Raw genomic sequence first — 22,060 nt, forward strand, 5'->3', positions numbered from 1 at the left:
CCTTCGGAATAGCCTGCGCCATGTCCAACAGTTTTTCAGACACACTCCGCCGCCTGATGCCCGCCATGTTTGCAGAGGATGAGCGCTGGCAGGCCACATTGGGCACCGCCGCCTATACGGCGCGGGTGTTTCTATGCATTGGTATTGCGTTGTTTCTGGCCTTCATGTTCCAGTTGCAGTCCCCCATGAGCGCGGCGACCACGGTGCTGATTGTGGCAAACCCCACAGTAGGGGCCATGGTTTCCAAAAGCGTGTGGCGTGTCATTGGCACGGTCATTGGCGCGTCCATCAGCGTGGGCGTGATGGCGGCGTTTGTGCAGTCTCCGGTGCTGTATTTTGCAGCGCTTTCCGTCTTTGTGGGGCTGGCCTGTATGGTCGCCACCTTCCTGCGGCTGTTCCGCGCCTATGCCGCCGTGCTGGTGGGCTATACGATTGTGATTGTGTCCGCACCGGCTTTTGCCAACCCGGAGCATATCTTTCTGGCAGCCATGGGGCGGCTTTCTGCGGTGACAACCGGCGTTGTAACCACTGCTTTTGTGTTCATGCTCACCTCCCCGCGCAAGCCTGGCAGGGTGTTAAGTGCGCTGGGGGATGCGTTCCGGGAAACAGTCCGCCATGCCTTGTCCTTTCACGCAGCGGAAAGCCAGCACCCCACAACGGCAGCCGCCACGGAGCACGCAGCGGAACAGATTGAGCGTCTGGAAACCGCAGCCCCTGCCCCGTCTTTCCGCGCGTTGCCGCAACCGCTGTATGACAGCCGCAGCCGCCTGCTGGCCCGCATGGCCGGACTTGGGCCTGCTATTGAATATGCCGCGGCTGATGACCGGGACATGCAGGCCCGCGTCAACCGCCTGCGCATTGGCCTGAGCCGCCTGACCGGGCTGATTGTGACATACCACCCCTACTGGCTGAACCTCTCTCTGGCCAACGGGGCCTCCTGCGCGGTGCATCAGGAAGTGGCTGCCACGCTAACGCGCATTCTGGAACTGACGGAAAAACCGGGCTGGCAGGAAGACCCCAAACCTATTTCCGCCTGCATCCGCACCACGCTGCATGCGCTGGAGCGGCTGGAACAGCAGACGACATCCCCCACCGTTCTGGCCTCGCTGGACAATACGCGGGATGTGCTGGTGCAGCTGGATCAGGCCTTGCATGACCTGACGATCCGCCGCCCGACCCGTGCGCGCATGCCTCTGCGACCGTATCTGGAATGGCCCATGGCGCTGCGCAACGGCGCACGTGGCATGTTTATTGCCCTGCTGGCCGGGATGATGTGGTACGTGCTGCACTGGAGCACCGGGCCGATGCTCATGCTGTTTGTGGTGGCGGCTTCCAGCCTGCTGTCCACAACGCCCTCTGCCGCAAAAACCAGTCCGTTGATGGCCTGCGGCACGGCCCTCGCTATTCCTGCCAGCTTTTTGTGCCACACGCTCGGCCTGCCGCAGATTGATGGTTACCCGCTGCTCTGGCTGACCATCTGCCTGTTTCTGCTGCCCGGTGTGTGGTTGCAGTTCCACCCACGCTACAGCATTGGTGCATTTGGCTATGCGGTGTTTTTCACCATGATGCTCGCCGTAAATAACCCGATTACCTATGACGACCTGACACTGACCAACAACTGGATGACCATGGCGGTCGCGTGCGTTCTGCTGGTGCTGGTCTTCCGGGTAATCTTGCCTGCAAACCATCGGCTGGATGCGGCACGACTGGTCTCGTCCCTCACCCGCAGTGTGCAGCGTCTGGCCCTTGCCCCGCAGAACCGGAAGGTGATGTGGGTGGCATGGGAAGGATTCCAGATTCAGAAAATCTCCCGGATGATGATGCGGTTTTCCTTTCTGACAGACAACGTGGACCGCCGGGGCTATACGGATGCCGCCTTTGCCGCTCTCTCCCTCGGGCGGCTGATTGTCCGGCTGCGCTGGAACGCAGGCCACACCCTGCCCGATGGCCAGACCCATGACATTCTGGAAGAGGCTCTGGGTGCCTTCCGCCACCTGCATCGCGCCCCGCTGGAAACAGCAGCCAGCCTGAGCCTTGCCGCGCAGAAAATCAGCGCTATCCCTGACCACCCCGGCACCGCACTGGCGCGAGACCGTGTTGTGTCCTGCCTTGAACAGGCGGCCTATATCATCCGCTCCGTGCCGGGCTTTTTTGACCGCCACGGCCCGCTACAACTTACGGCAGACATGCCGGGTGCGGATGCGCCTGTTTCTGCCATGGTGCCACAGCGGCATGTGGTGTTTGGGTAAACAGAGCAGCAGGAGGCATCCTGCGACGGCTGTGTAATAGTTCCACACAGGGTCGCAGGGTTACTTCTGCCTGTATCGGTTTAAGCGACTACGAACCTTACTCGGTCACATCAGCCGCAGAACAAGTGGCAGGCGCGTTGACGGGATTGCAGCGCGCAACAGCACCACCGGGGAAGGCAACAGTGTAGTTGTTCCACGGCGCTGTTTCAAAAGCAGGATAATCCGTGCTGATGATTTGCGCCCCGGACTGAAACGCAATCTCCCGCCGGGTAACATCCCCCTGTCGGGCTTCTACCGTATTGGCGTCTGAACGGGTTCTGACCAGATAACCCTTTTTAACAAGAGACTGAATATTCTGGAGAGCGGCCGTATTATCAACCGCAGCGCTGCCGTTACCGGAGCGCCCGACAAAGCCTTCATTCGCTTCCGTAAACGCAGCATCCGGGTCTCCAGGGCGACCATTGGTAAAGACAACGCGGCCGCGCAACGCCGGGTGCCCGTCCACATAACGCGCCGTATCATGCGGGCGGTCAAACGTGAACACAACCTTGCCACGCCCAAAGGCCAGAGCAGGCCAGCCACGTTTTAAAATAGCCTCCTCCAGCGTGGCATAGGAACCGCGCACATCATCGGGGGTCAGAATATTTTCCCGACCGAAGACGGACAGCAATTCCGCATCCAGCTTGTCATACGTCGCTTTGGTAAACTGCTCGGGCTGGGTGAAGGGGAGCTTGCCGCCGGGCAGCGGTACATCCTGCTTGGTCTCCAGATCAATATAGAGCGGCAGATGATTGGGGTGTGCGTCTGACCATTCTTTGATCATCGTCAAACACTGGCGCAAAGGCTCACAACTGGACCGCTGATCAATATCCACAATATGCATGACCTTGAAGTCTGTGCCCTGCTTATCGGTCGCATCACTCTGGTCCGCATCCGGGGTGAAGCCTGCCTTTTTCTCCCACGCCACGCCGCGCGGGTGCGCGTAACGTTTGCCCGAACTATCGGCATAAATATCAATCTCAAGCTGGCGCACGCCCCCATCCAGCTGAGATTTCAATGAACCGTGCTGATAATCCAGTGCGTTTGCCATCTCTGCCGACTGGCTCTTCAACCAGGCGAGTGTGGTGGGAGAGAGGCTGCGACGATAGCTGTTGTGCGTGCCGATCACCTGAATCTGGTTCATTTTGAGGGTGTCGTCCGCAAAACTTGCGGGGGTTGACAAAACAGAAAAAGCACAGAGGAGCGCAGGAAACGCACAAAAAACCGGTTTCATGGAAATGTCCCATTTCAGCAGGATGAGAACGGACTCTGTCTATGGGAGGCCGATGGCCCGCATGGAATAAGAATGAGGGCGCTGGAAGTAAAGAAACCACTCCTCTTTTTCATATTTATTTCACAAACCATTATCTACAGGTTCTATGAAATAAATTTCATTTTTTAACCAGGACAAGACAAATACAAATCGATAAACATTTATGAAACTTATATTACGAACAAGGAATCATTCTTTTGCCGGGGCGTGAATCTTTGTAAGGGGTGAATCATTCGAAATTCCTATGACTGAAGGATGCCCACAACCATGTCCGTATGCCGCAGTCAGCTGGTGCTGTTCCACGAATGTCCCGGAAAAATTTCCTTATGAAGAAAACACTTTTTAAGTTTGTTTTGTGTTGCGGCATCGTCCTTCCATGCGAGGCATGGGCGGAAACAGAGAGCGCCAAACCTGCGGAGCATAAACCCAGACAGGCCCCCCATAAGGCCGCGCCGCCCCGCACTCTCAAGGTCACAAAAAAGTCTGGGAACCATGCAGAGTCTGGCCTGGAATCCGTGATGGTGACAGCCCAGCGCCGGGCAGAAAACAACCAGAATGTGCCGATTTCCATCCAGCACATTGATGGTAAAACGCTTGCAAACGCTGGTTATACCGCCCTGACCGACCTGCAATATCTGGCACCCGGCGTGCAGTATGACCCAACACAGGGTGCCGCTTTTCAGATCCGTGGTGTTGGCAGCGAATCTTTTGACTTTTCCAATGCAAAGTCCGTCAGCGTGGTGGTGGATGATGTTGTGATGGATGCCCAGCGCGCCAACGGGATGATTGGCATGGTGGATATCAACAATGTTGATATCATGATGGGCCCGCAGGGTACGCTGTTTGGCATGAACTCCACCTCTGGTGTGATTGCCGTGACAACCGGAAAACCGGTACTGAACAAACTGACAGCCCGCACCAGTGCCAGCTATGGTGAACATAACGAGCGCATTCTCAATGCAACCGTTAATATTCCGCTGGGCAGTAAGGCCGCTTTCCGTATTTCCGGTTTTGACAATGCGCAGGACGGCTTTGGCCGCAATGTGGTGCTGAACAAGCTGGTCGGCTCAACCAATGAATATGGTGGCCGTGCCAAATTCTATGTCGAACCCACAGATAATCTGGATATTACCCTACAGGGCGATTACGCCCACCATTGGGATAGCAGCGTGCGGACCCCTGTGGGTGGGCAGAGTGCCGCAGTGACATCTGAACTCAATTCTCTGGGTATCTACCCCAATGCAAAGAACGCGGACACGGCTGACCCCATCTATGGTAATATTGTTTCAGAAGAATATGGTGCGGCTCTGAAGATCCACACCAAAATTGGTGAAAACGACCTTAATTTTATTAGTGCATGGCGTCAGTCACTCTATAACAACAACACGCCGGTCGATCTGGTTCCGCTCGATGTCTCTGCTTATTATCCCTATAACTTTGGCAGCCTGACGACACGCAAGTTCAGCGATGAAATTCGCTTTTCATCCCCCAAAGGGCATTTTCTGGAATGGCTTGCCGGTGGGTTCTTCAACCGCCTTGATGCCCGCCAGACACAGTATCAGTGGGGCACGGCAGGGGACCCGCTCTATGTTGACGGGGTTCCGGCACAGAACCTGTATAACAACTCCGGTGCGGTCGGGCAGAGTGGGAATACCTCTCTTTTCCAGTCCCGCAATGAGTCTCTGGCGGCCTTTGGTCAGCTGAAGTTCAATATTTCCCGCCACTTTGATATTGCGATCAGTGGGCGTTACACCCATGACAAAAACTCGCAGGGGCTGAGCTTTATCAATACGGACGCTCAGGCTGTCACGGGATATAATCCGACCTTTACCCCGACCCATAACGCGCCCGTTTACCCGTGGGGCCAGATGACGGGGCAAAACTTCTCAGGCCGCATTTCGCCTGAATACCACTTCAACCCCAATGTCATGGCCTATTTTACCTTCTCCACGGGCTACAAACCGGCAGGCATCGCTTTTGTGGGGAACAATTACGACCCCTACCACAAGGAAACCGTTAAATCCTACGAAGTCGGCATGAAGTCTGAATGGATGCACCATAAGCTGCGTCTGAACATGGACGTGTTCCGTGAAGACTTTACCGATTTTCAGGCGACTGTGCTGACCCCTGTTCCGGCAGGAAATGGCACCACTATTCTGACAAGTGCTATCGGGAATGCCGGCGGACTGGTCAGTCAGGGTGTGGAAGGTAATGTTGCCTACAGACCGATTCCGGATCTGACGCTCTCGGGTTCTGTCTCTTTTACCGATGCCCATTTTACGGACTACGTTGCCAGCACAAAAGCCAACTATACCAATACACGCCTGACCAATGCGCCGGTCTGGTCCGCCAATGCCTTTATTGACTACCACCATGACCTGACACCGCACCTTGGCGTGCAGGCACACCTTGATTACGCCTATCGGGGCACGACATGGACCGTAACCGGGCAGCCTGATTATTCAAAAGTTCCGGCTTATAGCCTCGTCAACCTGCGCGTCAGCCTGCTGCCGCTTAACAAGCGCCTTCAGGTTGGGCTGTATGTGCGGAACATGTTCAACCAGTATTTCTCCACCGGCTACCAGCTTTACGGGACGGCAGGGTATCTGCACTACACCTCCCCCGATGCCCGTCGCACCATCGGCGGCTTTATCAACTTCAGCTACTAAGCTGCGCTCTCGGCAGGCGTTCATCCTTTTAAGAAGGAGGCCGCCTGCTGGTTCTGCTTTACCCTAAAACAGCGTTTCCCTGTGGGCCAAGACTCAGAACATGCGCCAGATGGTCCCGTTCAATCTCGAACGGGCTGTCCCAGCTTTCGGTTTCAGTGCAGAGTTTTCCACGGATTTCGTAATAGTCCAGCCCGCGCAGCCCGGCGATGAAATAGAAAAACGTATCCGGCATGTTCCCCGGTGCCAGATTGATAATTCTGGTGCCTTTGCGGCAGAACATGATGTTGGTCATCGCCGCGCCCATCACACCCACAACGCAGTCTGCATTTTTAAACAGTTTTATCTGCTCCAGCAGAGTCAGTTCTGCGGGGTCCAGACACAAAAAGCCCTGTTCCTGCAAAAAGGCGATCAGGCCCTCTTCATTTTGAATGGTTCTGCCGCGATTTTTGCGCGTGAGATACAGCCTGCGCGCCTGCGCGCCGGGCACGCAGGCCACCATGTCATCCGTGCGGGAGAAAGCCAGCGGCGACATGTAAACGCCGTGATTGGTCAGACCATCCACCACCACCAGTTCCTTGAAAAAGGCGACATCCTGCACGCCCATTTCATGGTAGAGCGCCACAAAGGACGTGCTGAGCGCCACACTATCCCGCAGCACGCGGGCAAAATTGCCACTCAGGCGCGGCACGACAAGGGAGCAAAGCGGCAAATGCTCTTCTGCCAGCCAGAGTTTTGGCAGGAGTTCGACCATCCAGTGCCCGTAATTCTGTTCCCCGCGTTTGCGGAGCAGCAGGGAGGATGGGGTCACCACCTGCACGGTCTGCGCCTGCTCGGCGTGCAGGATCTGGGCCAGCCCCTGTGCACATTCTTCCGGCGTGTGCTGGGCGATGCTTTGCTGCACCAGCTTTTTGTCCTGCGTAAACACCAGACCTTCCAGCGTGACATACACATCAAACAGCTTGGTCAGGCGGACAGTGCCTGCGGGAAACGCGCCGGTAAACCAGCCGGGGCGCATGGCGTCCAGAATATGCGGCGGGATGGTGGAGGGGTTGAGCACACGCGGGGGAGCAAGCTGAAACGCCGGAGAGGGAACGTCTGCCACGGGCACTCTGTGCAGGCTCTGGATATCCACCACGTCCACTTTTGTGCGCTCCCCTCTTTCCCGGCTGAGAGACTGTGATGCGGGTTTAACGGCCTTTCTGCAACAGTCTGGCCCAACGTGTCAGCCATTCCTGTGGGCAGCGTTGTGGCTTGCCCGGCTTAATCCGCTGTCATACTTTAAGGAAATATTAATATCTGACAGAGGAGAGCGCATGATCCCGTATTCCTTTCTCTCCAGAACTCTTGGCTTGTCTGCCGAGCAGGCTGATGAACACTCTGTGACGGTCCCCCACTCTCTGCTGCTTTTGCTAATTGAAAACTATCTGCGGCATCAGCCGTTTGATGAAGATGCCTACCTGCGCACCAATCCAGATGTGGCGGACGCCATCCGGGCCGGACACATATCCTCCGCGCAGGAGCACTATGCCACGCGTGGCTATTGGGAAGAGCGGGACGGAGCAGCCCCTCCCTTTTGTGAAGACTGGTATCTGCGCCAGAACCCGGACGTGGCCATTGCCGTCCAGCTTGGGGAATGCCCCTCCGGTGCCGCGCATTATAACCATTACGGACGGAAGGAAGGACGCTGCCCCAGCCCGGAGCAGGCGGACCTCTACACCACATGGCGTACCTTTACTGCGCCACCGCCACGTCAGGCCGCCTGAGAGGACAGACCCTCTAGCCATAAACCAGCGACCACGATACGGTCTGCCGCATCCATGAAAACCGATCGTTCCTTCCTGCCCAGACTGAGTCTGGCGCTTTTCCTTTCCTACCTCAGCGTGGCGTTGTCTCTGACAGCCGTGCCGGTGTACGTCATGTCCTGGCCGGGGTTCAGCAACGTGCTGGCCGGTCTGGCTGTGGGCATTCCGTTTCTCTCCACCATTTTTACCCGTAATTATGCCGGGCAGATTGCCGATGCCTCGGGCGGCCACCGCTGCATGCGGCGTGGACTGGTGCTGTACGCGCTGGCCTGCGGGCTTTGCCTGCTCTCCACCCTGCCCGCCCTTCCCCCATTCGGGCGCTATGGCGTGCTGATTGCCGGGCGACTTTTATTGGGACTAGGGGAGAGCCTGTGCATTGTCGGCATGATGGGCTGGGGCATTGGTCTGGCCGGGCAACCGCAGGCAGGCCGGGTGATGGCCTGGACCGGGGCCGCCATGTATGGCGCGTTTGCTGTGGGGGGACCGGTGGGGCTGATTGTGTATCAGCACTTCAGTTTTGCCATCCTGATGGCGGTGAGCGCTGCTCTGCCGTTAGTGGGGCTGGTGCTGATCAGCACATTGCCTGCTGCCCCTCTGCATACAGGGCATCGGGAACCGTTCTGGGCCATTCTGAACAAAATCCGCTGGCCGGGGCTGGCTGTTGCCTTGCAGGGAATTGGGTTTGCAGCCCTCGGGGCCTTCCTCTCTCTGCGGTTTTTGCAGGCGGGATGGTCTTATGCCGGGTGGGGGCTGACCTGCTTTGGCGTGGCCTTTGTGGCTATGCGTTTGCTGTGCGGACATCTGCCTGACCGGATCGGCGGGCTGAAAGTGGCCCTTCCGTCCCTGTTAGTGGAAGCCGTCGGGCTGGCATTGATCTGGGGGGCGCACTCGCCGGAAGTCGCATTAATTGGCGCGTTTCTCACGGGAGCAGGTTGCTCCATGGTCTACCCCTCGCTGGGGGTGGAAGTGGTGCATCTGGTGCCCGCCCCCATGCGCAGCACAGCGCTTGGCGGGTTTTCCGCGTTTCAGGATCTGGCCTACGCCGCCACCGGGCCGCTGGCCGGGTTTCTGGCAGACCGCAGCGGTTATGCCGAAGTCTTCCTGCTGGGCAGCCTGTGCGCCATGTTGGGAGCAGGCCTTGTGTGCCTACTGCTGGCGCTGAAGCCTCAGAGCCGCTGAAAGCAGCGCGCGACCTCGTCCGGGTTGACCTCATCCAGCGTCGCGGGCTGCCAGCGCGGCGCGTTGTCCTTGTCGATCAGCTTGGCGCGCACCCCTTCCAGAAAATCCGGGCGAGGCATCAGGTGGCTGACCAGCGTGGTTTCCTGCACAAAGGCGTCATCCAGTGACTCCAGCGTGCGCGCCCGGTGCCATGCGGCCCATGTGATCTGAAGAGAAAACGGGCACAGGCGGGAAAGCGCCTCATGGTCCTGCCGGGCGGCTTCACTGCCGTCGGCCTCCAGATTGTGCAGGACCTGCGCCAGATCGGGCGCATTGTAGCATGCCTCCACCGCATGTTCCGGGGCGGCGGGGACGGGTTGGGCGAGCGTTGCCAGCATATCCGGCACCGGCTGAGTGGCGAGTTGCGTGACAAGATCCGGCAGGCTGCCGGATGGCAGCAGATAATCCGCAAACCCGTTCTGGACTGCCTGAGCCCCGGTCATCCGCTCCCCAAGCAGTGCCAGCCGCAAGCCGGAAAGGCCGGGCATCTGGGCGAGAATCCACGAGCCCCCGGCGTCCGGCGTAATGCCAATGCCAGTTTCCGGCATGGCGAGCACAGACCGCTCCGTAACCACCCGATACGGCACATGGCCGCCCAGCCCGATGCCACCGCCCATAGCGATCCCATCCAGCAGCGAGACAATCGGTTTCGTGTAAGCCGCAATCTGCCGCATGACGCCATACACCCGGGTAATTTTCCGCACCCCGGCCTCTGGTCCTTCCACGCGGATCAGATCGCTCAAAGCGCGCAGATCGCCTCCGGAGCAGAAGGCTCGCGGGCTTGTGCTGTCCAGCAGCAGCAGCGTGACGTCCGGGTCCTCTTCCCAGGCCTCCAGCACACGGGCGATGCCCTCCGCCATCTCCAGATCCACCGCATTAAGCTTGGCCGGCCGGTCCAGCCGGATGCGGCCCACCGGCCCTATCCGTTCTGTTTTGACGGTCGGCGTGCCGGAAAGGAGGGCTTCAGTCATTGCTTTCCTCTTATATTCATGCACAAAACACTGCGTCTGGAGTGGGATGAAGGAGAGCAGATGTTGGCGCTGGAAACCAGTACCTTCCGCAACGCAATGGCCAGACTTGGTGCTGCTGTTAATATTGTGACCACTGGAACGCGGGAAGACCCCGTGGGGTTTACCGCCTCCGCCGTCTGCTCCGTGACGGATACCCCGCCGACCCTGCTGGTCTGCCTGAACCGCGCGAGCCGTGCGCGCGAGGCGTTTGTGATGGGGGGGCCGCTGTGCGTGAACGTGCTTTCCGCCACGCAGCAGGCGCTGTCCAACCATTTTGCCAGCCCCAACAGCATGGCGGAACGCTTTGCCACCGGGCACTGGACCACACTGGCCACCGGCGCACCGGTGCTGGAAGAGGCCGTGGCCACGTTTGACTGCCGCATTAGCCAGATTGTGGAAGTGGGCACGCATAGTGTGCTATTTGGGGTCGTTGAAGCCCTGCGCATTCATGAAACGGCGGGTGGACTTGTCTATTTCAACCGCGCCTATCACGCTCTGCCGCATACGGCGCCTTAATCTGACAGGACCCTGACCCATGGCCCCTCGCCCCAAAATGGAACATGAAGATGACGTGCCGGTTATTACCGTTCGCACGCTGATTATCATTCATGTGTGTCTGGCAGTATTCATTCTGCTGTGGGGCTGGCTGGACTGGTCTTTGCCGCAGTAAAAAGCGGGCTTAAGGGCTGTTACGCCCTAAAACGCTGCGCCAGTCCGACCAGCAGAAAGCCCGCGCCGCCCAGAAGGGCGATCCAGAAGGAGGTCGGGCAATCTGTATACCATGACAAAATCAGGCCACCCCATGCTTCGGCCAGAGCGAGACCGGCTGCCGCGCCCAGCCCAGCGAGCGGGGACAGGCCCAGCCGCAGCACGGTTACCGCCGGGGCGACCATGAGTGTGAAGACCAGCAGAACGCCGGTTATCTGCGCACATTCCGCCGTGGCAATGGCCACAAGTGCAAGAAACATTACATCCAGCAGTTGAAGCGGAACGCCTTTGGCTTCCGCCATTTCCGGTTGCAGGGTGGCAAACAGCAGCGGGCGGGCCATGATGCCAAGCCCCATCAGGCACCCGGCGGAAAGCAGCGCCAGCCAGCCCAGCATACCGGGGCTGATGCCCAGAATATCCCCAAACAGCAGCGCCGTGGCCGCACTGGCCGAGCGGGTGAGCAGGTGCAGGAACAACGCCCCCACGCCCATGGCGACGGACAGCACAAGGCCGATCATCACATCACGCCCGGCTACGCGGTCTCCGGCCAGACCCATCAGAATACCGGCGGCCAGTGCGCCTCCGGCAAGTCCGGTCAGGGGGGAAAGACCGAGCATGAGCGCGCCGGTTGCTCCGGCAAAACCAACGTGGGAGAGCGCATGGCTGGCGAAGGTCTGCCCGCGCAACACCAGAAACCAGCCGACCGGGCCGCACACCAGCGCCACCAGCTGTGCGGCCAGAAACGCCGTGCGCATGAAGTCATAATCAAGCATGCGCAACGCACCCTCCGCAGTCATGTTCCTGCAAGGCCGAACCGCCGCCTTCCGCCACCACAAACACGCGCCCTCCGGCCCGCACCACATCAACAGGTGCGCCATACAGGGCCGTGAGAGCTTTGGTGGTAATCACCTCATCCACCGTGCCGAGCAGCGCCTTGCCCCGGGCCAGATACAGCACATGGTCCATCAGGCCGAGCAGCGGATTGATATCATGGGCGGACATCAGCACCGTCATGTTCCGGGCGCGCGCAAGGGTGTGAATGCGCTCCACTGTCTCCCGCATGCGGGCGGGGTCCAGACTGGCCAGAGGTTCATCCAGCAGCAGCACGGAAGGGTCATCCAGCAGCGTTTGCGCCAGCAGCAGGCGCTGGCGCTCCCCGCCAGACAACGCAGCAACTGGCCTTTGCGCCAGATCTTGCGCATCGACTGCCGCAAGAGCGGCATCCACCGCCGCTCGCCCGGCGCGACCATACCAGGGTAGCCCCCAGCGTTGCCCGTGCAGGGCCGAGGCCACCATGCTCCAGCCGGTAAACTGCCCGCCAATCAGCTTGCGCATCTGCGGCATATAACCCACAGCGCGATGCCCACGGCGCACCGGCTGACCGTTGATCTGCATGCTCCCCTGCACTGCCGGTTCCAGCCCCAGCAGTGCGTGAAACAGCGTGGTTTTCCCGGCCCCATTGGCCCCGAGAACCCCGACAAAACTGCCTTGCGGGATGGCCAGACTGATCTGACTCAACACAACGCGGCCACCCCGTGCCAGCGTGACATCCTGCAGGCTGATGCTCTCTGGTGCAGCGCGCGGTTTTGACAGGTGCGCCTGTGCAGGCTCTGCCGCACTCTGCATGCCTGATCCGGCATGAGAGTGGCCGCAAGCCTCGGGATCGTGCGGAGGTGATAAAGGGAATGTCATGGGGTAGGCTGGCCAAGCACCTGCGCGACCTGCGTCAGAATACCGTGCATCCAGTCCTGCCAGTGGGTGTCAGGCGGCATGATCTCACGCACCGGCAGCACCGGCACCCCAACAGCATGCGCCTGCGCAATCAGCCGTTGCACGGAGGGGCGGTCGGCCTGTGCGTTATAGGCCACAAACCGCACGGCATGCTGGCGGATATCGGCATCAAACTGCGCCACGGAGGACGCCGGCGGCTCGACATCATTCATAACGGCCACCTGAAAAGCCTGCTCCTTCATCACCAGACCGAGGCTATCGGCCAGCGGGGTAAAGACGAGCTCCGTCGCTGCTACGGGCTGGCCCTGCACCTGCGCGCGCAGGGTGGTCATGGCGTCCAGAACAGTCTGAATGGCGGCCATGACGGTTTTACCCCGTGCTTCATACGCCCCGGCATGCTGCGGATCCGTCGCCTGACAGGCAGCAATAAACCGGCTCACAAAGGCCGCAACGGCAGGCAGATTATACGCCAGATGCGCGTTATCACCCTCATGCCAGCCGGTCCAGCCATCTGCTTTCACCACCGGCACCGGCGGCCCGCGCCGGGCCTGCACCAGACGGTCCAGCCAGGCATCATACCCCGCGCCGTTCGCCACAACGAGGCTGGCCTGCGCCACCAGCCGGGCATCTGCCGGGGTGGGTTCATACAGATGCGGGTCGATGGTCGGCGCGTTCAGAATAGAGGTGACGTGCATATCCGGTTCCGCCACCTGCGCGGCCAGATCGCCCCACGTATTTTCCGCAGCAACCACCACGGGCGTTTCCGCCGCCGTAGCAGAACCGGACCATATGCCGGCAAGCATCAGGCAAGACAAAACAGAAGCAGGAAAACGCATCAGGCTGATCCTTGTCGATCGGCTGTTCACAGAGGCAGTGCAGACCGGCAAACGAGTCCTGTGACCGCCAGCCGGGTGAACGTGATATTATAACATGATGACTTTGACCAGAACCCGAAGGGCTGGTCTGTTTTGCGTTCACTCTCTGGCACGCGTAAGATACACCCGCTCCCAAGGCCGGACTGGAGACAAACCGTGATTTCTGCCGCGCAGACTGTAGTGACCGCATGACCCCCACAGAGTTTTCCCCCGCGACCACAAGCCAGCTCGACCGGGCGGATGCCCTGTGCACCCGGCAGGGTGGGCGCATGACGCAGCAGCGCCGCGAAATTCTTGGTCTGATTCTGGACGCAAAAACCCCGGTTGGCGCGTATGACCTGCTGGAAAAGATTAAAACCCCGGACCGCCGCCCGGCCCCGCCGACAGTCTATCGCGCGCTGGACTTTCTGCTGGAACACGGGCTGATCCACCGGATTGAGCGCCTATCCGCCTTTGTGCCCTGCACCCATCTTTTGCATGACGCACCCGGCCACGACCCCGACCATTGCCATGACCACGATCATGATACCTGCCTGCACACGGCGCAGTTCCTTATCTGCAAATCCTGCAAGAGTGTGACGGAAATTGCGGACTCCAGCCTGCTGACAACACTGCGCGGCATTTGCCGGGAGCAGGATTTTGTCATGCAGGGGGCATCCATTGAAGTCGTTGGCCTGTGCGCCGACTGTGCTGCCAAAGCCCGCCCGGCAGGCAAAGCCGCCCGCAAACAGGCTGCCCCCTCCCCTTCATGACCTCAAAACCGGGCCGCCCACCTGTGCAGTTTGACCTGCTGGGTGCGCAGCCCGGTAAAAGACCTCGCAAGGCTGGCACGCAGACCACACCGGCCCACGAGACAGACGCTGACCGACCCCAGCGTGCAACGCCCGCCAGACGCTCGCCCCGCGCAAAAGCGGAAAACCCGTTACAGACCGATCTGTTTACGCACCCTCTGCCGCCGCGCCCCCGGCCACCCCGCACGCATCTGGATACCGAAGAACTTCGGCTTTCTGCTGTGCCTGCCACTGGCTTTTCCCCGCACGCCACAGCTGACAGCTGGCTTTATCTGGTCACGGAGCCAGACACAGCCAGCCAGTTTCTGGCCGAGGGTCTGCCCTTGCGCAAAACTCACCCGCTTTTGCTGACAGAGCGCGGCGGCGTGGCGCACTGGCTGACGAAAATGACTGATGACCCACCGGGACTTTTCGCCACAACACCTGTGGTGCTACGTCTGCGGCGCACCATGGTCTCCGAGTGGCTGGAACCGGACCCGGACCACAGCGCAGAATTTTCCGCTCCGTGTTATCTGCTGAGCGGAAGCAGATAGAAACAGGATCGATAAGCAACCATGACAGGAAACACGCAAAGCGACACGCTTCTGGCTGAGGTCACACGCGGAGGCCGGGTGGAATCCCGCCATTATGGCGCGACGGTTGTGATGGATGCCTCGGGAAAAACCGTGTTTGCCACGGGTGATGTCACCACCCCCATCTATCCGCGCTCCACCGTGAAGGCCCTGCAGGCGTTACCGCTACTAACGGAAGGCGCTGCGGACAAATACTCTCTGCCGCAGGAAGCTCTGGCGCTGGCCTGTGCCTCGCATCAGGGGGAGCCTGAGCATATTGCCGTTGCAGCAGACATGCTGGGCCGCACCGGGTGGGATTATGGTGTGCTGGAATGCGGCACCCACTGGCCGCTGGATGCCCATGCGGCCCGCGCTCTGGCGGCCACGGGTGAGCAGGCCTGCGCGCTGCATAACTGCTGCTCTGGCAAGCATGCGGGCTTTATCTGCCTCTCCTGCGCGACGGGGCAGGACCCGGCCCATTACATTCGCCCGGAACACCCCATTATGCAGACCATGGCCCGTACGCTGGCCGATGTAACGGGTGTGCCGCATACCGATGCCAACCGGGGCACGGATGGCTGCGCCATTCCCACATGGGCCATTCCGCTCTCTGCCCTGGCACTGGCCTATGCGCGCTTTGCCACCGGCACGGGGCTGAGTGCGGACCGTGCGCAGGCTGCACAACGTCTGCGGGCTGCCATTTCCTCTGCCCCGTTCATGATTGCGGGCACGGACCAGTTTGATACGCTGGTCATGCAGGATCTGGCCCCGCGTGTGCTGACCAAAATGGGCGCGGAAGGCGTGATGATTGCCATTCTGCCGGAAAAAGGTCTGGGCATTGCCATTAAATGTCGGGATGGCGGCGTGCGGGCTGCGGAAACGGCTGCCGCGGCGCTGATTGCCCGCTTTGGGGGTGAAGACGCCCCGATCCTGAACCACTTTATGCGCCGTCCGCTGAAGAACTGGAACGGTCTGGTGGTAGGTGAACTCCGCGCCTCTCGTGAACTGGCCGGAGACAGGCTGCCCGACGCAGCGGCCTGAGCATCACGGTTTTATAAAACGCCTGCATCGCCCTTATGGCAGCGTGGAGATTGGCCTCAGGCTATGATCTGCGTTGCCGTGAGGCGCTGCCTTCTTATAGGTGTTACGGCTTATCCCTGCGGCCATGACCCGTAGAGCATTTACAAACACCCCAAACGCATAAAAATTTGTGAATTTCAAAGTCATTCTGCGCAAAAACAGGAACAAAACAAAAACACTTTGTAGAAAATTCGTTTATTTTGAAGAAAGCATTAAAATATTTTTAGGGTGTATGGTCTGACATGATGCGTCTGTCTGACCTGAAAAACGTCTTCATCCAGAGAAAAAGACCATCGGCAGCAGAGATTTTCTGTGTTGCCGGAAACCAAACCAGCCGGGAGAAACCTGCATAAAACAGGCCCCGGCGGCCGCAGCAGATCGGTCTGGCTTCTGCGCACAGAGGCCAGACCAGAAAAACTTATTTCTTGCTGCGGGTGGTTTTGGAAGCTTTGCGGCCGCGCGTGGTAGCGGGCTTGGCTGCAGCTTCAGCCGCTTCTGCTGCCAGACGGTCATAGCGCTTCTGGCGGCGGGTTTCCTGCACAATACGCAGTTTTTCAACAGCGGAGAGACGCACTTTCTTTTCTGCCGGAGCAGCTTTAGCGCGCGGTGTGCGGGTTTTGACCGGGGCCGGAGCCTTACGGGCCGTGGTGGTTTTAGCAGCAGCCTGCTTGGGGGGAGCGGCTTTGCGCGTTGCTTTAACCGGCTTTGCGACTTCAACAGCAGCGGCAGCAGCCGGACGACGGCCACGACGTGCAGGCGCCGGTGCTTCCACAACGGTTTCTACAACCTTGCGGCGTGTAGCGCGGGTTGCCGGTTTGGCTTCAGCAGCAGCGGCGGCGGCTTTGCGCGGGGTGCGGGTGGCAGGCTTGGCAGCGGCTTTGGCCGGAGCTTTTGCAGCGGTTGCTCTTTTCTTCGGGGCGGCCTCAGCTTTTGCAGCTTTGGGGGCGCGGGCCGGTTTAACAGCGTCCGTCACTTTTGCAGCGGCAACCTTGCGCGGCTTACGAGCCGGAGCCTTGGGTGCAATTTCTTCTTCCACTACCGCGTTTTTTGCGGGGGTCTTGCGCGTGCGGCGCGTGGCAACCGGGGCTGTACGGGCGGCGGATACGGAAGTCCGGGCCGTGGCGCGGCGCTTTTTGGTTTCGCTCATTCAAAACTCCATTTTGATCCCCGCTTGCAAAACTTTAAGAAATACAAACGAGATTATAGAATTAATTCTTTTTACTCTTTCAGGAAAGGCTCCTGAAAGGCGCCCCGATGACCTGAAACTCGTGTCATTCATAACAAAAACAACAGAAAATGCAAAAAATACTTTAGAACCAGAAAGAATAACCGGCGTTTTACGGAGACCCACCTTGTGCCACGGGTTCCATTCCGGCCGCTGACACCCCATGTCCGCAGACCGGGAGTGGTGATCCGATGAACTCTCCGGTATTATCAGCGCATATCCCCAATCCTGACAGGAACAGGTTCATGAAGATCAACGGCACGCCGTATCGCAGCGTCTGGGTGAATGAAAAAGATGGCTGGTCCATTCACATTTTTGACCAGACCCGCCTCCCCTTCTCCCTCGATATCCTGCGCCTGACCACGCAGCAGGAGGTGGCTCATGCCATCCGCACCATGCAGGTGCGCGGCGCGCCGCTGATTGGGGCTGTGGCAGCCTACGGCCTTGCGCTGGCCCTGCGGCAGGACGCCAGTGATGCCGCCATGGAGCAGAACGCTGCCATGCTGGCCGCCACACGCCCCACCGCCGTAAATCTGCACTGGGCGATTGACCGTATGCTGAACAGCCTGCGCCCCGTTGCCCCGGAGAACCGCGTTGCTGCGGCCTATGCGGAAGCAGGCCGCATTTGTGATGAAGACGCCGCCCAGAACGAGGCCATTGGTCGCCACGGGCTGGAACTGATCCGTGAGATTGCCAAAAACCGCCCGGCAGGCACACAGATTAACCTGCTCACGCATTGCAACGCGGGCTGGATTGCCACCGTGGACTGGGGCACGGCGCTGGCGCCCATCTATATGGCGCATGATGAAGGGCTGAATGTGCATGTGTGGGTTGATGAAACCCGCCCGAGAAATCAGGGGGCTGCCCTAACCGCGTGGGAACTGGGCAGCCACGGCGTGCCGCATACGGTGATTGCGGATAATGCTGGCGGCCACCTGATGCAGCATGGTCAGGTTGATCTGGTCATTGTGGGCACAGACCGCGTGACCCGCACAGGGGATGTCGCCAACAAGATCGGCACGTATCTGAAGGCACTGGCCGCGCAGGACAACAAGGTTCCGTTCTGGGTGGCCCTGCCCTCCACCACCATTGACTGGAGCGTGGCCAATGGCGTGACGGAAATCCCTATTGAAGAACGGGCAGCGTCCGAGATCACGCATGTCGCGGGCCGGGACGAGAATGGAAAACAGACCCGCGTGCAGATTACCCCGGACGGCAGCCCCGCCGCCAACCCGGCGTTTGATGTCACCCCGGCGCGGCTTGTGACGGGCCTGATTACTGAGCGCGGCATCTGCCCGGCGACAGAAGAAGGCCTGCGCTCTCTGTTTCCTGAACAGTAAACAAACAGTCTTTCATCCGAGCCTGATCCTGCGGCACCGGCCCCTTTGTCCGGTGCCGCATTTTTTTGTGCATACGCCTATGCGCACGGCTTTTCTTGACGGCCCCCGGCCTGCGCCTGATAAGCGCTATACGACGCAATACAGTCCGCGCCATGATGCCATTCTGAAAGGGCAAGAGCATGTCTGAGACGATAGAAACCCCCACAACCCAATTTCTGGCGGCCCATGGCGTTGCCTACACCATGCATGACTATGAGTATGTGTCTGACCCCGGCAAAATTGGCCTGCACGCCGCAGCAGGTATCGGGATTGATAACGAAAAGGTCTTCAAGACCCTGATGGTCGAAATTGATAAAAAGCAGGTGGTGTGTGCGGTTATTCCCGTACATCAGAAAATGAACCTGAAAAAGGTCGCGGCCCTGTTTGGCGGTAAAAACGCCCGGATGCTGTGTGCGGAAAAGGCAGAAGCGCTGACGGGCTTTCAGGTTGGCGGCATCAGCCCGTTTGGCTCCCGCACACAGGTGCCGGTCGTGTTTGAAAAAAGCGCACTCAAGCAGGACATCATGTACATCAACGGCGGCGGGCGTGGTCTGGTGGTTGGACTGGCCCCGGCGGATGCCGTAAAATGCGTTAACGGCCAGACAGCTGACCTGACGGTTGAACCGGCTGCCTGAAGACACAGACGCGACAAAAAGGAAACAGGGGTGCTGTGAAAAAGGCACTCCCCTCTTTTCCCACGTCGCGCGGCGGCTTATGCAGAACAGGAGAGCTCTTGACGGCAAGGGCTCCTGACGCTCCGGGCACCCCGGAGGGATTTGTCTGGATGGAGACGAGATTGTCACGCAAGCTCTCTGTTGCCCTGCTGGCCCCCTTATGTCTGGCAGCCTGTGCGGCGCAACCTTCGCACGTTCCGGGGGCTCGCCCCACCGCAACTCCTGCCGCAGGCAGCACCGCAGGGAGCTACGGTTACAGCTATTCCGGCCATGTGCCGGATTTTGCTACCCGCAATTATGAGCCGTTCAACCGGCAGGACGTTGTGGCCATTGCCATGCGGGAATGGCGGATGTTCGGCAGCCCGGTGAATGATGATGACCCGGAACTACGCCCGGAACCCCAGATTGCCTCCGTCAAACCCGAACGCGCCCCCGGCCTGTGGGAACGTGTTGGGGAATACTGGTGGATCGGGATGGACCCGGACGTGACGGAATCCACCTTTACCGGCAAGCATGACGCCAGTGGCCGCCTGACCAACTTTGTGCATGACGGCGACTATGCGTGGTCCGCTGCCTTTATCTCTTATGTGATGCGTGTGGCCGGGGCGAATAACCGCTTCCCCTACTCCCCCAACCACTCCACCTATATCAATGCAGCGGCTGCGGGGCAGACCTCCGTCCTGCGCGCGCAGGACCCGGCGGCCTATGTGCCCAAACAGGGTGACCTGATCTGCGTGGGCCGTGGCCGCGCCAAAACGTCCGTGCGCTTTTCCAGCCTGCCGACCTCCTACGGCTTTCCGGCGCATTGCGGCTATGTGGTTGCCACCAACCAGACCGGGCAGCCTTTTGGCCATCAGCTAAGCATTATTGGCGGCAATATTGATGATGCCGTGGCGCTGACGCATGTGCCAACGGACGCAAGCGGCCACATCTCCGCCCCCAGCGGCGAGAGTTATGACTCGCGTTATCCGTGGTGCACCATTCTGGAAGTGCTCTATGATGCAGAGGCGGAACCGGACGCGGGGCTGTAAACACCCCGGCACCATCTTGTTATCCTGTTCTGAATACGACAGACTTCATGATCTGATGCGCGCAGATGCGAGCCTGTTGAACGAAGCGAGAAGGTGCAACCAGATATGACTGACAGTGCAACGTCCTCCGCCCGCCCCGGCTGGCACACCCTTTCTGCCGATATGCCGGGCGCTGTGGGCGGCACACCGCTCATTCGCCTGCGCAAGGCGTCTGAAGCCACTGGCTGCGAGATTTACGGCAAAGCCGAATTTATGAATCCCGGCGGCTCCGTGAAGGACCGTGCAGCCCTTGCCATTATTGAAGACGCCGAACGCCGGGGCGTGCTGAAGCCCGGCGGCACACTGGTGGAAGGCACGGCTGGCAATACCGGCATCGGGCTGACACTGGTGGCCAATGCACGCGGCTATAAATGCATTATTGTGATGCCGGAGACGCAGAGTCAGGAAAAAATCGGCTTTCTGCGGATGATTGGCGCGGACCTGCGGCTGGTGCCTGCCAAGCCGTATCGGGATGAAGGCAATTACGTGCATGTCTCCCGCCGGCTGGCGGAAGAAGGTGGGTATGTGTGGGCCAACCAGTTTGACAACCTTGCCAACCGTGAAGGCCACCGCGCCACCACGGCGCCGGAAATCTGGCAGCAGATGGACGGTAAGGTTGATGCCTTTACCTGCGCCTGCGGCACCGGCGGCACGCTGGCTGGCACGGCCATGGGCCTGCATGACGCCGCCAGCAAGGCTGGCGTGAAGGCCCCGCGCATTGTGCTGGCTGACCCGGAAGGCTCTGGCCTGTATGGCTGGGTGAAGGACAATGATCTGTCCGTTTCCGGCTCCTCCATTACCGAGGGCATTGGCCAGTCCCGCGTGACGGCCAACCTTGAAGGCGCGCCGATTGATGATGCCGAGCGCATTCCCGACCCGGAAGCACTGGACATTATCTATAGCCTGCTGATTGATGAAGGTCTGTCGGTCGGTGGCTCCTCCGGCATTAACGTGGCGTCTGCCATCCGCACGGCCCGCAAGCTTGGGCCGGGGCACCGGATTGTGACTATCCTGTGCGATGGCGGGGCGCGTTATGAGTCCAAGCTGTTCAACCCCACCTTCCTGCGGGGCAAAAACCTGCCGGTTGCCCCCTGGCTGGATTAACAACCGGATAAACAAGAGGTCATCACCATGCCGGTCCGCACACCCTTGCTTCCTTCGCGCAGCATCCATCGGTGGGGTGCGCTGGCCGGAATGGCCGTTGTTCTGAGCGGGTGCGGCAGCGCGCTTGTCGCCCCCGGTGCTGAGAGCATTGTCGGCACGTCCGCGGCCCACGCCCCGGCCACCACGACTGGCGCGCCGCCCGCCACGGCAAATCTGGAGGCGGGCTCAAAGATTGCAGAGCCAACGCCTGCAAACGCCACACCCACGCTGTGTCAGGCTTTTCAGACACACCCGATGCTGAACATTACGCTGCTGTTTGGGCAGACGCGCCCACGTGGGCAGGCTATTTCTGCCTCTGAATGGCGGGATTTTCTGAAAACCACCCTCACCCCCGCCTTCCCTGCCGGGCTTTCCGTGCTGTCCGCACAGGGACAATGGCAGGACCCGCAAACCGGGCGTGTCTCACAGGAACCCGCCCGACTGGTGACGATCATTGCCGCACCGGCAGCGGACCTCCCCACCCGGCTGGACACCATCCGCAACCGCTACAAAGAGCGCTTTGAGCAGCAGTCTGTGGGGCTGATGGTGGCCCCGGTTTGTGCGGGGTTTTGA

21 protein-coding genes are annotated in these 22,060 nt (G+C 59.8%); 14 read left to right on the forward strand and 7 right to left on the reverse strand.

The features are described 5' to 3' along the window. Positions 1 to 20 precede the first annotated feature (20 nt). Positions 21 to 2,249, forward strand: a complete 2,229-nt coding sequence (locus tag AD928_RS09540) for an FUSC family protein (protein WP_062250109.1) — start codon at positions 21 to 23, stop codon at positions 2,247 to 2,249. A gap of 97 nt (positions 2,250 to 2,346) precedes the next feature. On the opposite strand, the gene AD928_RS09545 is transcribed toward AD928_RS09540, so the two are convergent. Continuing rightward, entirely contained in the window at positions 2,347 to 3,432 is a 1,086-nt protein-coding gene (locus AD928_RS09545) for a phosphatidylinositol-specific phospholipase C1-like protein (RefSeq protein WP_233420033.1), read from the reverse strand. A gap of 647 nt (positions 3,433 to 4,079) precedes the next feature. Between AD928_RS09545 and AD928_RS09550 the strand changes: the two genes are divergently transcribed. Then, positions 4,080 to 6,230: a TonB-dependent receptor gene (locus AD928_RS09550; RefSeq protein ID WP_062250207.1), complete on the forward strand. Its 2,151-nt coding sequence runs from the start codon at positions 4,080 to 4,082 to the stop codon at positions 6,228 to 6,230. Between the two features lie 58 nt (positions 6,231 to 6,288). On the opposite strand, the gene AD928_RS09555 is transcribed toward AD928_RS09550, so the two are convergent. Next, a complete protein-coding gene (locus AD928_RS09555) occupies positions 6,289 to 7,332 on the reverse strand; it encodes a glycosyltransferase family 61 protein (RefSeq protein ID WP_156470172.1) in 1,044 nt (347 codons plus the stop codon). A gap of 211 nt (positions 7,333 to 7,543) precedes the next feature. On the opposite strand from AD928_RS09555, the gene AD928_RS09560 reads away from it, so the two are divergent. Together AD928_RS09560 and AD928_RS09565 are read left to right on the forward strand one after the other, a co-directional pair. Next, positions 7,544 to 7,993 carry a hypothetical protein gene (locus AD928_RS09560; RefSeq protein ID WP_062142350.1) on the forward strand — a complete coding sequence of 150 codons (450 nt, stop codon included), beginning with the start codon at positions 7,544 to 7,546 and terminating at the stop codon, positions 7,991 to 7,993. A gap of 54 nt (positions 7,994 to 8,047) precedes the next feature. Continuing rightward, the gene (locus tag AD928_RS09565) at positions 8,048 to 9,211 is read left to right on the forward strand and encodes an arabinose transporter (RefSeq protein ID WP_062250116.1); all 1,164 of its coding nucleotides are present in this window, start codon (positions 8,048 to 8,050) and stop codon (positions 9,209 to 9,211) included. Here AD928_RS09565 and AD928_RS09570 read toward each other — a convergent pair. Continuing rightward, complete coding sequence (locus AD928_RS09570; RefSeq protein WP_062250118.1) at positions 9,199 to 10,221, reverse strand: enoyl-CoA hydratase/isomerase family protein; 1,023 nt, start codon at positions 10,219 to 10,221, stop codon at positions 9,199 to 9,201. The two genes, AD928_RS09565 and AD928_RS09570, sit on opposite strands and share 13 nt — an antisense overlap. Positions 10,222 to 10,281: 60 nt before the next feature. Between AD928_RS09570 and AD928_RS09575 the strand changes: the two genes are divergently transcribed. Beyond that, a complete protein-coding gene (locus AD928_RS09575; protein ID WP_062142388.1) occupies positions 10,282 to 10,776 on the forward strand; it encodes a flavin reductase in 495 nt (164 codons plus the stop codon). A gap of 19 nt (positions 10,777 to 10,795) precedes the next feature. Further along, positions 10,796 to 10,930, forward strand: a complete 135-nt coding sequence (locus AD928_RS15290) for a hypothetical protein (RefSeq protein ID WP_256441415.1) — start codon at positions 10,796 to 10,798, stop codon at positions 10,928 to 10,930. Positions 10,931 to 10,949: 19 nt separating this feature from the next. On the opposite strand, the gene AD928_RS09580 is transcribed toward AD928_RS15290, so the two are convergent. The 3 genes from AD928_RS09580 to AD928_RS09590 form a co-directional block, all read right to left on the reverse strand. After that, a complete protein-coding gene (locus tag AD928_RS09580; RefSeq protein ID WP_062250120.1) occupies positions 10,950 to 11,741 on the reverse strand; it encodes a metal ABC transporter permease in 792 nt (263 codons plus the stop codon). Then, positions 11,734 to 12,594, reverse strand: coding sequence for a metal ABC transporter ATP-binding protein (locus AD928_RS09585; protein WP_082779846.1), 861 nt, complete (start codon positions 12,592 to 12,594; stop codon positions 11,734 to 11,736). Before AD928_RS09585 ends, AD928_RS09580 begins: the two co-directional genes overlap by 8 nt. Positions 12,595 to 12,656: 62 nt before the next feature. After that, positions 12,657 to 13,535 carry a metal ABC transporter solute-binding protein, Zn/Mn family gene (locus AD928_RS09590; RefSeq protein ID WP_062250122.1) on the reverse strand — a complete coding sequence of 293 codons (879 nt, stop codon included), beginning with the start codon at positions 13,533 to 13,535 and terminating at the stop codon, positions 12,657 to 12,659. Positions 13,536 to 13,762: 227 nt separating this feature from the next. On the opposite strand from AD928_RS09590, the gene AD928_RS09595 reads away from it, so the two are divergent. From AD928_RS09595 to AD928_RS09605, 3 genes are read left to right on the forward strand one after another with little or no spacing between them, the layout of a single operon-like run. Beyond that, positions 13,763 to 14,326, forward strand: a complete 564-nt coding sequence (locus AD928_RS09595) for a Fur family transcriptional regulator (protein ID WP_062142358.1) — start codon at positions 13,763 to 13,765, stop codon at positions 14,324 to 14,326. After that, positions 14,323 to 14,898 carry a hypothetical protein gene (locus AD928_RS09600; RefSeq protein WP_062250124.1) on the forward strand — a complete coding sequence of 192 codons (576 nt, stop codon included), beginning with the start codon at positions 14,323 to 14,325 and terminating at the stop codon, positions 14,896 to 14,898. The genes AD928_RS09595 and AD928_RS09600 overlap by 4 nt, the downstream gene beginning before the upstream one ends. Positions 14,899 to 14,919: 21 nt before the next feature. Then, entirely contained in the window at positions 14,920 to 15,957 is a 1,038-nt protein-coding gene (locus tag AD928_RS09605) for an asparaginase (protein WP_062250126.1), read from the forward strand. Between the two features lie 457 nt (positions 15,958 to 16,414). On the opposite strand, the gene AD928_RS09610 is transcribed toward AD928_RS09605, so the two are convergent. Continuing rightward, a complete protein-coding gene (locus tag AD928_RS09610; protein ID WP_062250128.1) occupies positions 16,415 to 17,143 on the reverse strand; it encodes a hypothetical protein in 729 nt (242 codons plus the stop codon). A gap of 323 nt (positions 17,144 to 17,466) precedes the next feature. On the opposite strand from AD928_RS09610, the gene mtnA reads away from it, so the two are divergent. The 5 genes from mtnA (at position 17,467) to AD928_RS09635 (ending at position 22,060) form a co-directional block, all read left to right on the forward strand. Beyond that, entirely contained in the window at positions 17,467 to 18,561 is a 1,095-nt protein-coding gene (gene mtnA / locus AD928_RS09615) for an S-methyl-5-thioribose-1-phosphate isomerase (protein ID WP_062250130.1), read from the forward strand. Positions 18,562 to 18,740: 179 nt separating this feature from the next. Further along, positions 18,741 to 19,235 (forward strand): Cys-tRNA(Pro) deacylase, encoded by a 495-nt coding sequence (gene ybaK / locus AD928_RS09620; RefSeq protein ID WP_062250135.1) that lies wholly within the window; start codon positions 18,741 to 18,743, stop codon positions 19,233 to 19,235. A gap of 149 nt (positions 19,236 to 19,384) precedes the next feature. After that, on the forward strand, positions 19,385 to 20,305 hold the full coding sequence (locus AD928_RS09625; RefSeq protein ID WP_062250137.1) for a DUF2272 domain-containing protein: 921 nt from the start codon (positions 19,385 to 19,387) through the stop codon (positions 20,303 to 20,305). A 105-nt stretch (positions 20,306 to 20,410) separates the two neighbouring features. Beyond that, positions 20,411 to 21,448 (forward strand): cysteine synthase A, encoded by a 1,038-nt coding sequence (locus AD928_RS09630; RefSeq protein WP_062250139.1) that lies wholly within the window; start codon positions 20,411 to 20,413, stop codon positions 21,446 to 21,448. A 27-nt stretch (positions 21,449 to 21,475) separates the two neighbouring features. Next, on the forward strand, positions 21,476 to 22,060 hold the full coding sequence (locus tag AD928_RS09635) for a DUF3574 domain-containing protein (RefSeq protein ID WP_062250141.1): 585 nt from the start codon (positions 21,476 to 21,478) through the stop codon (positions 22,058 to 22,060).

The organism is Acetobacter cerevisiae (genome assembly GCF_001580535.1).
Classification (GTDB): Bacteria; Pseudomonadota; Alphaproteobacteria; order Acetobacterales; family Acetobacteraceae; genus Acetobacter; species Acetobacter cerevisiae.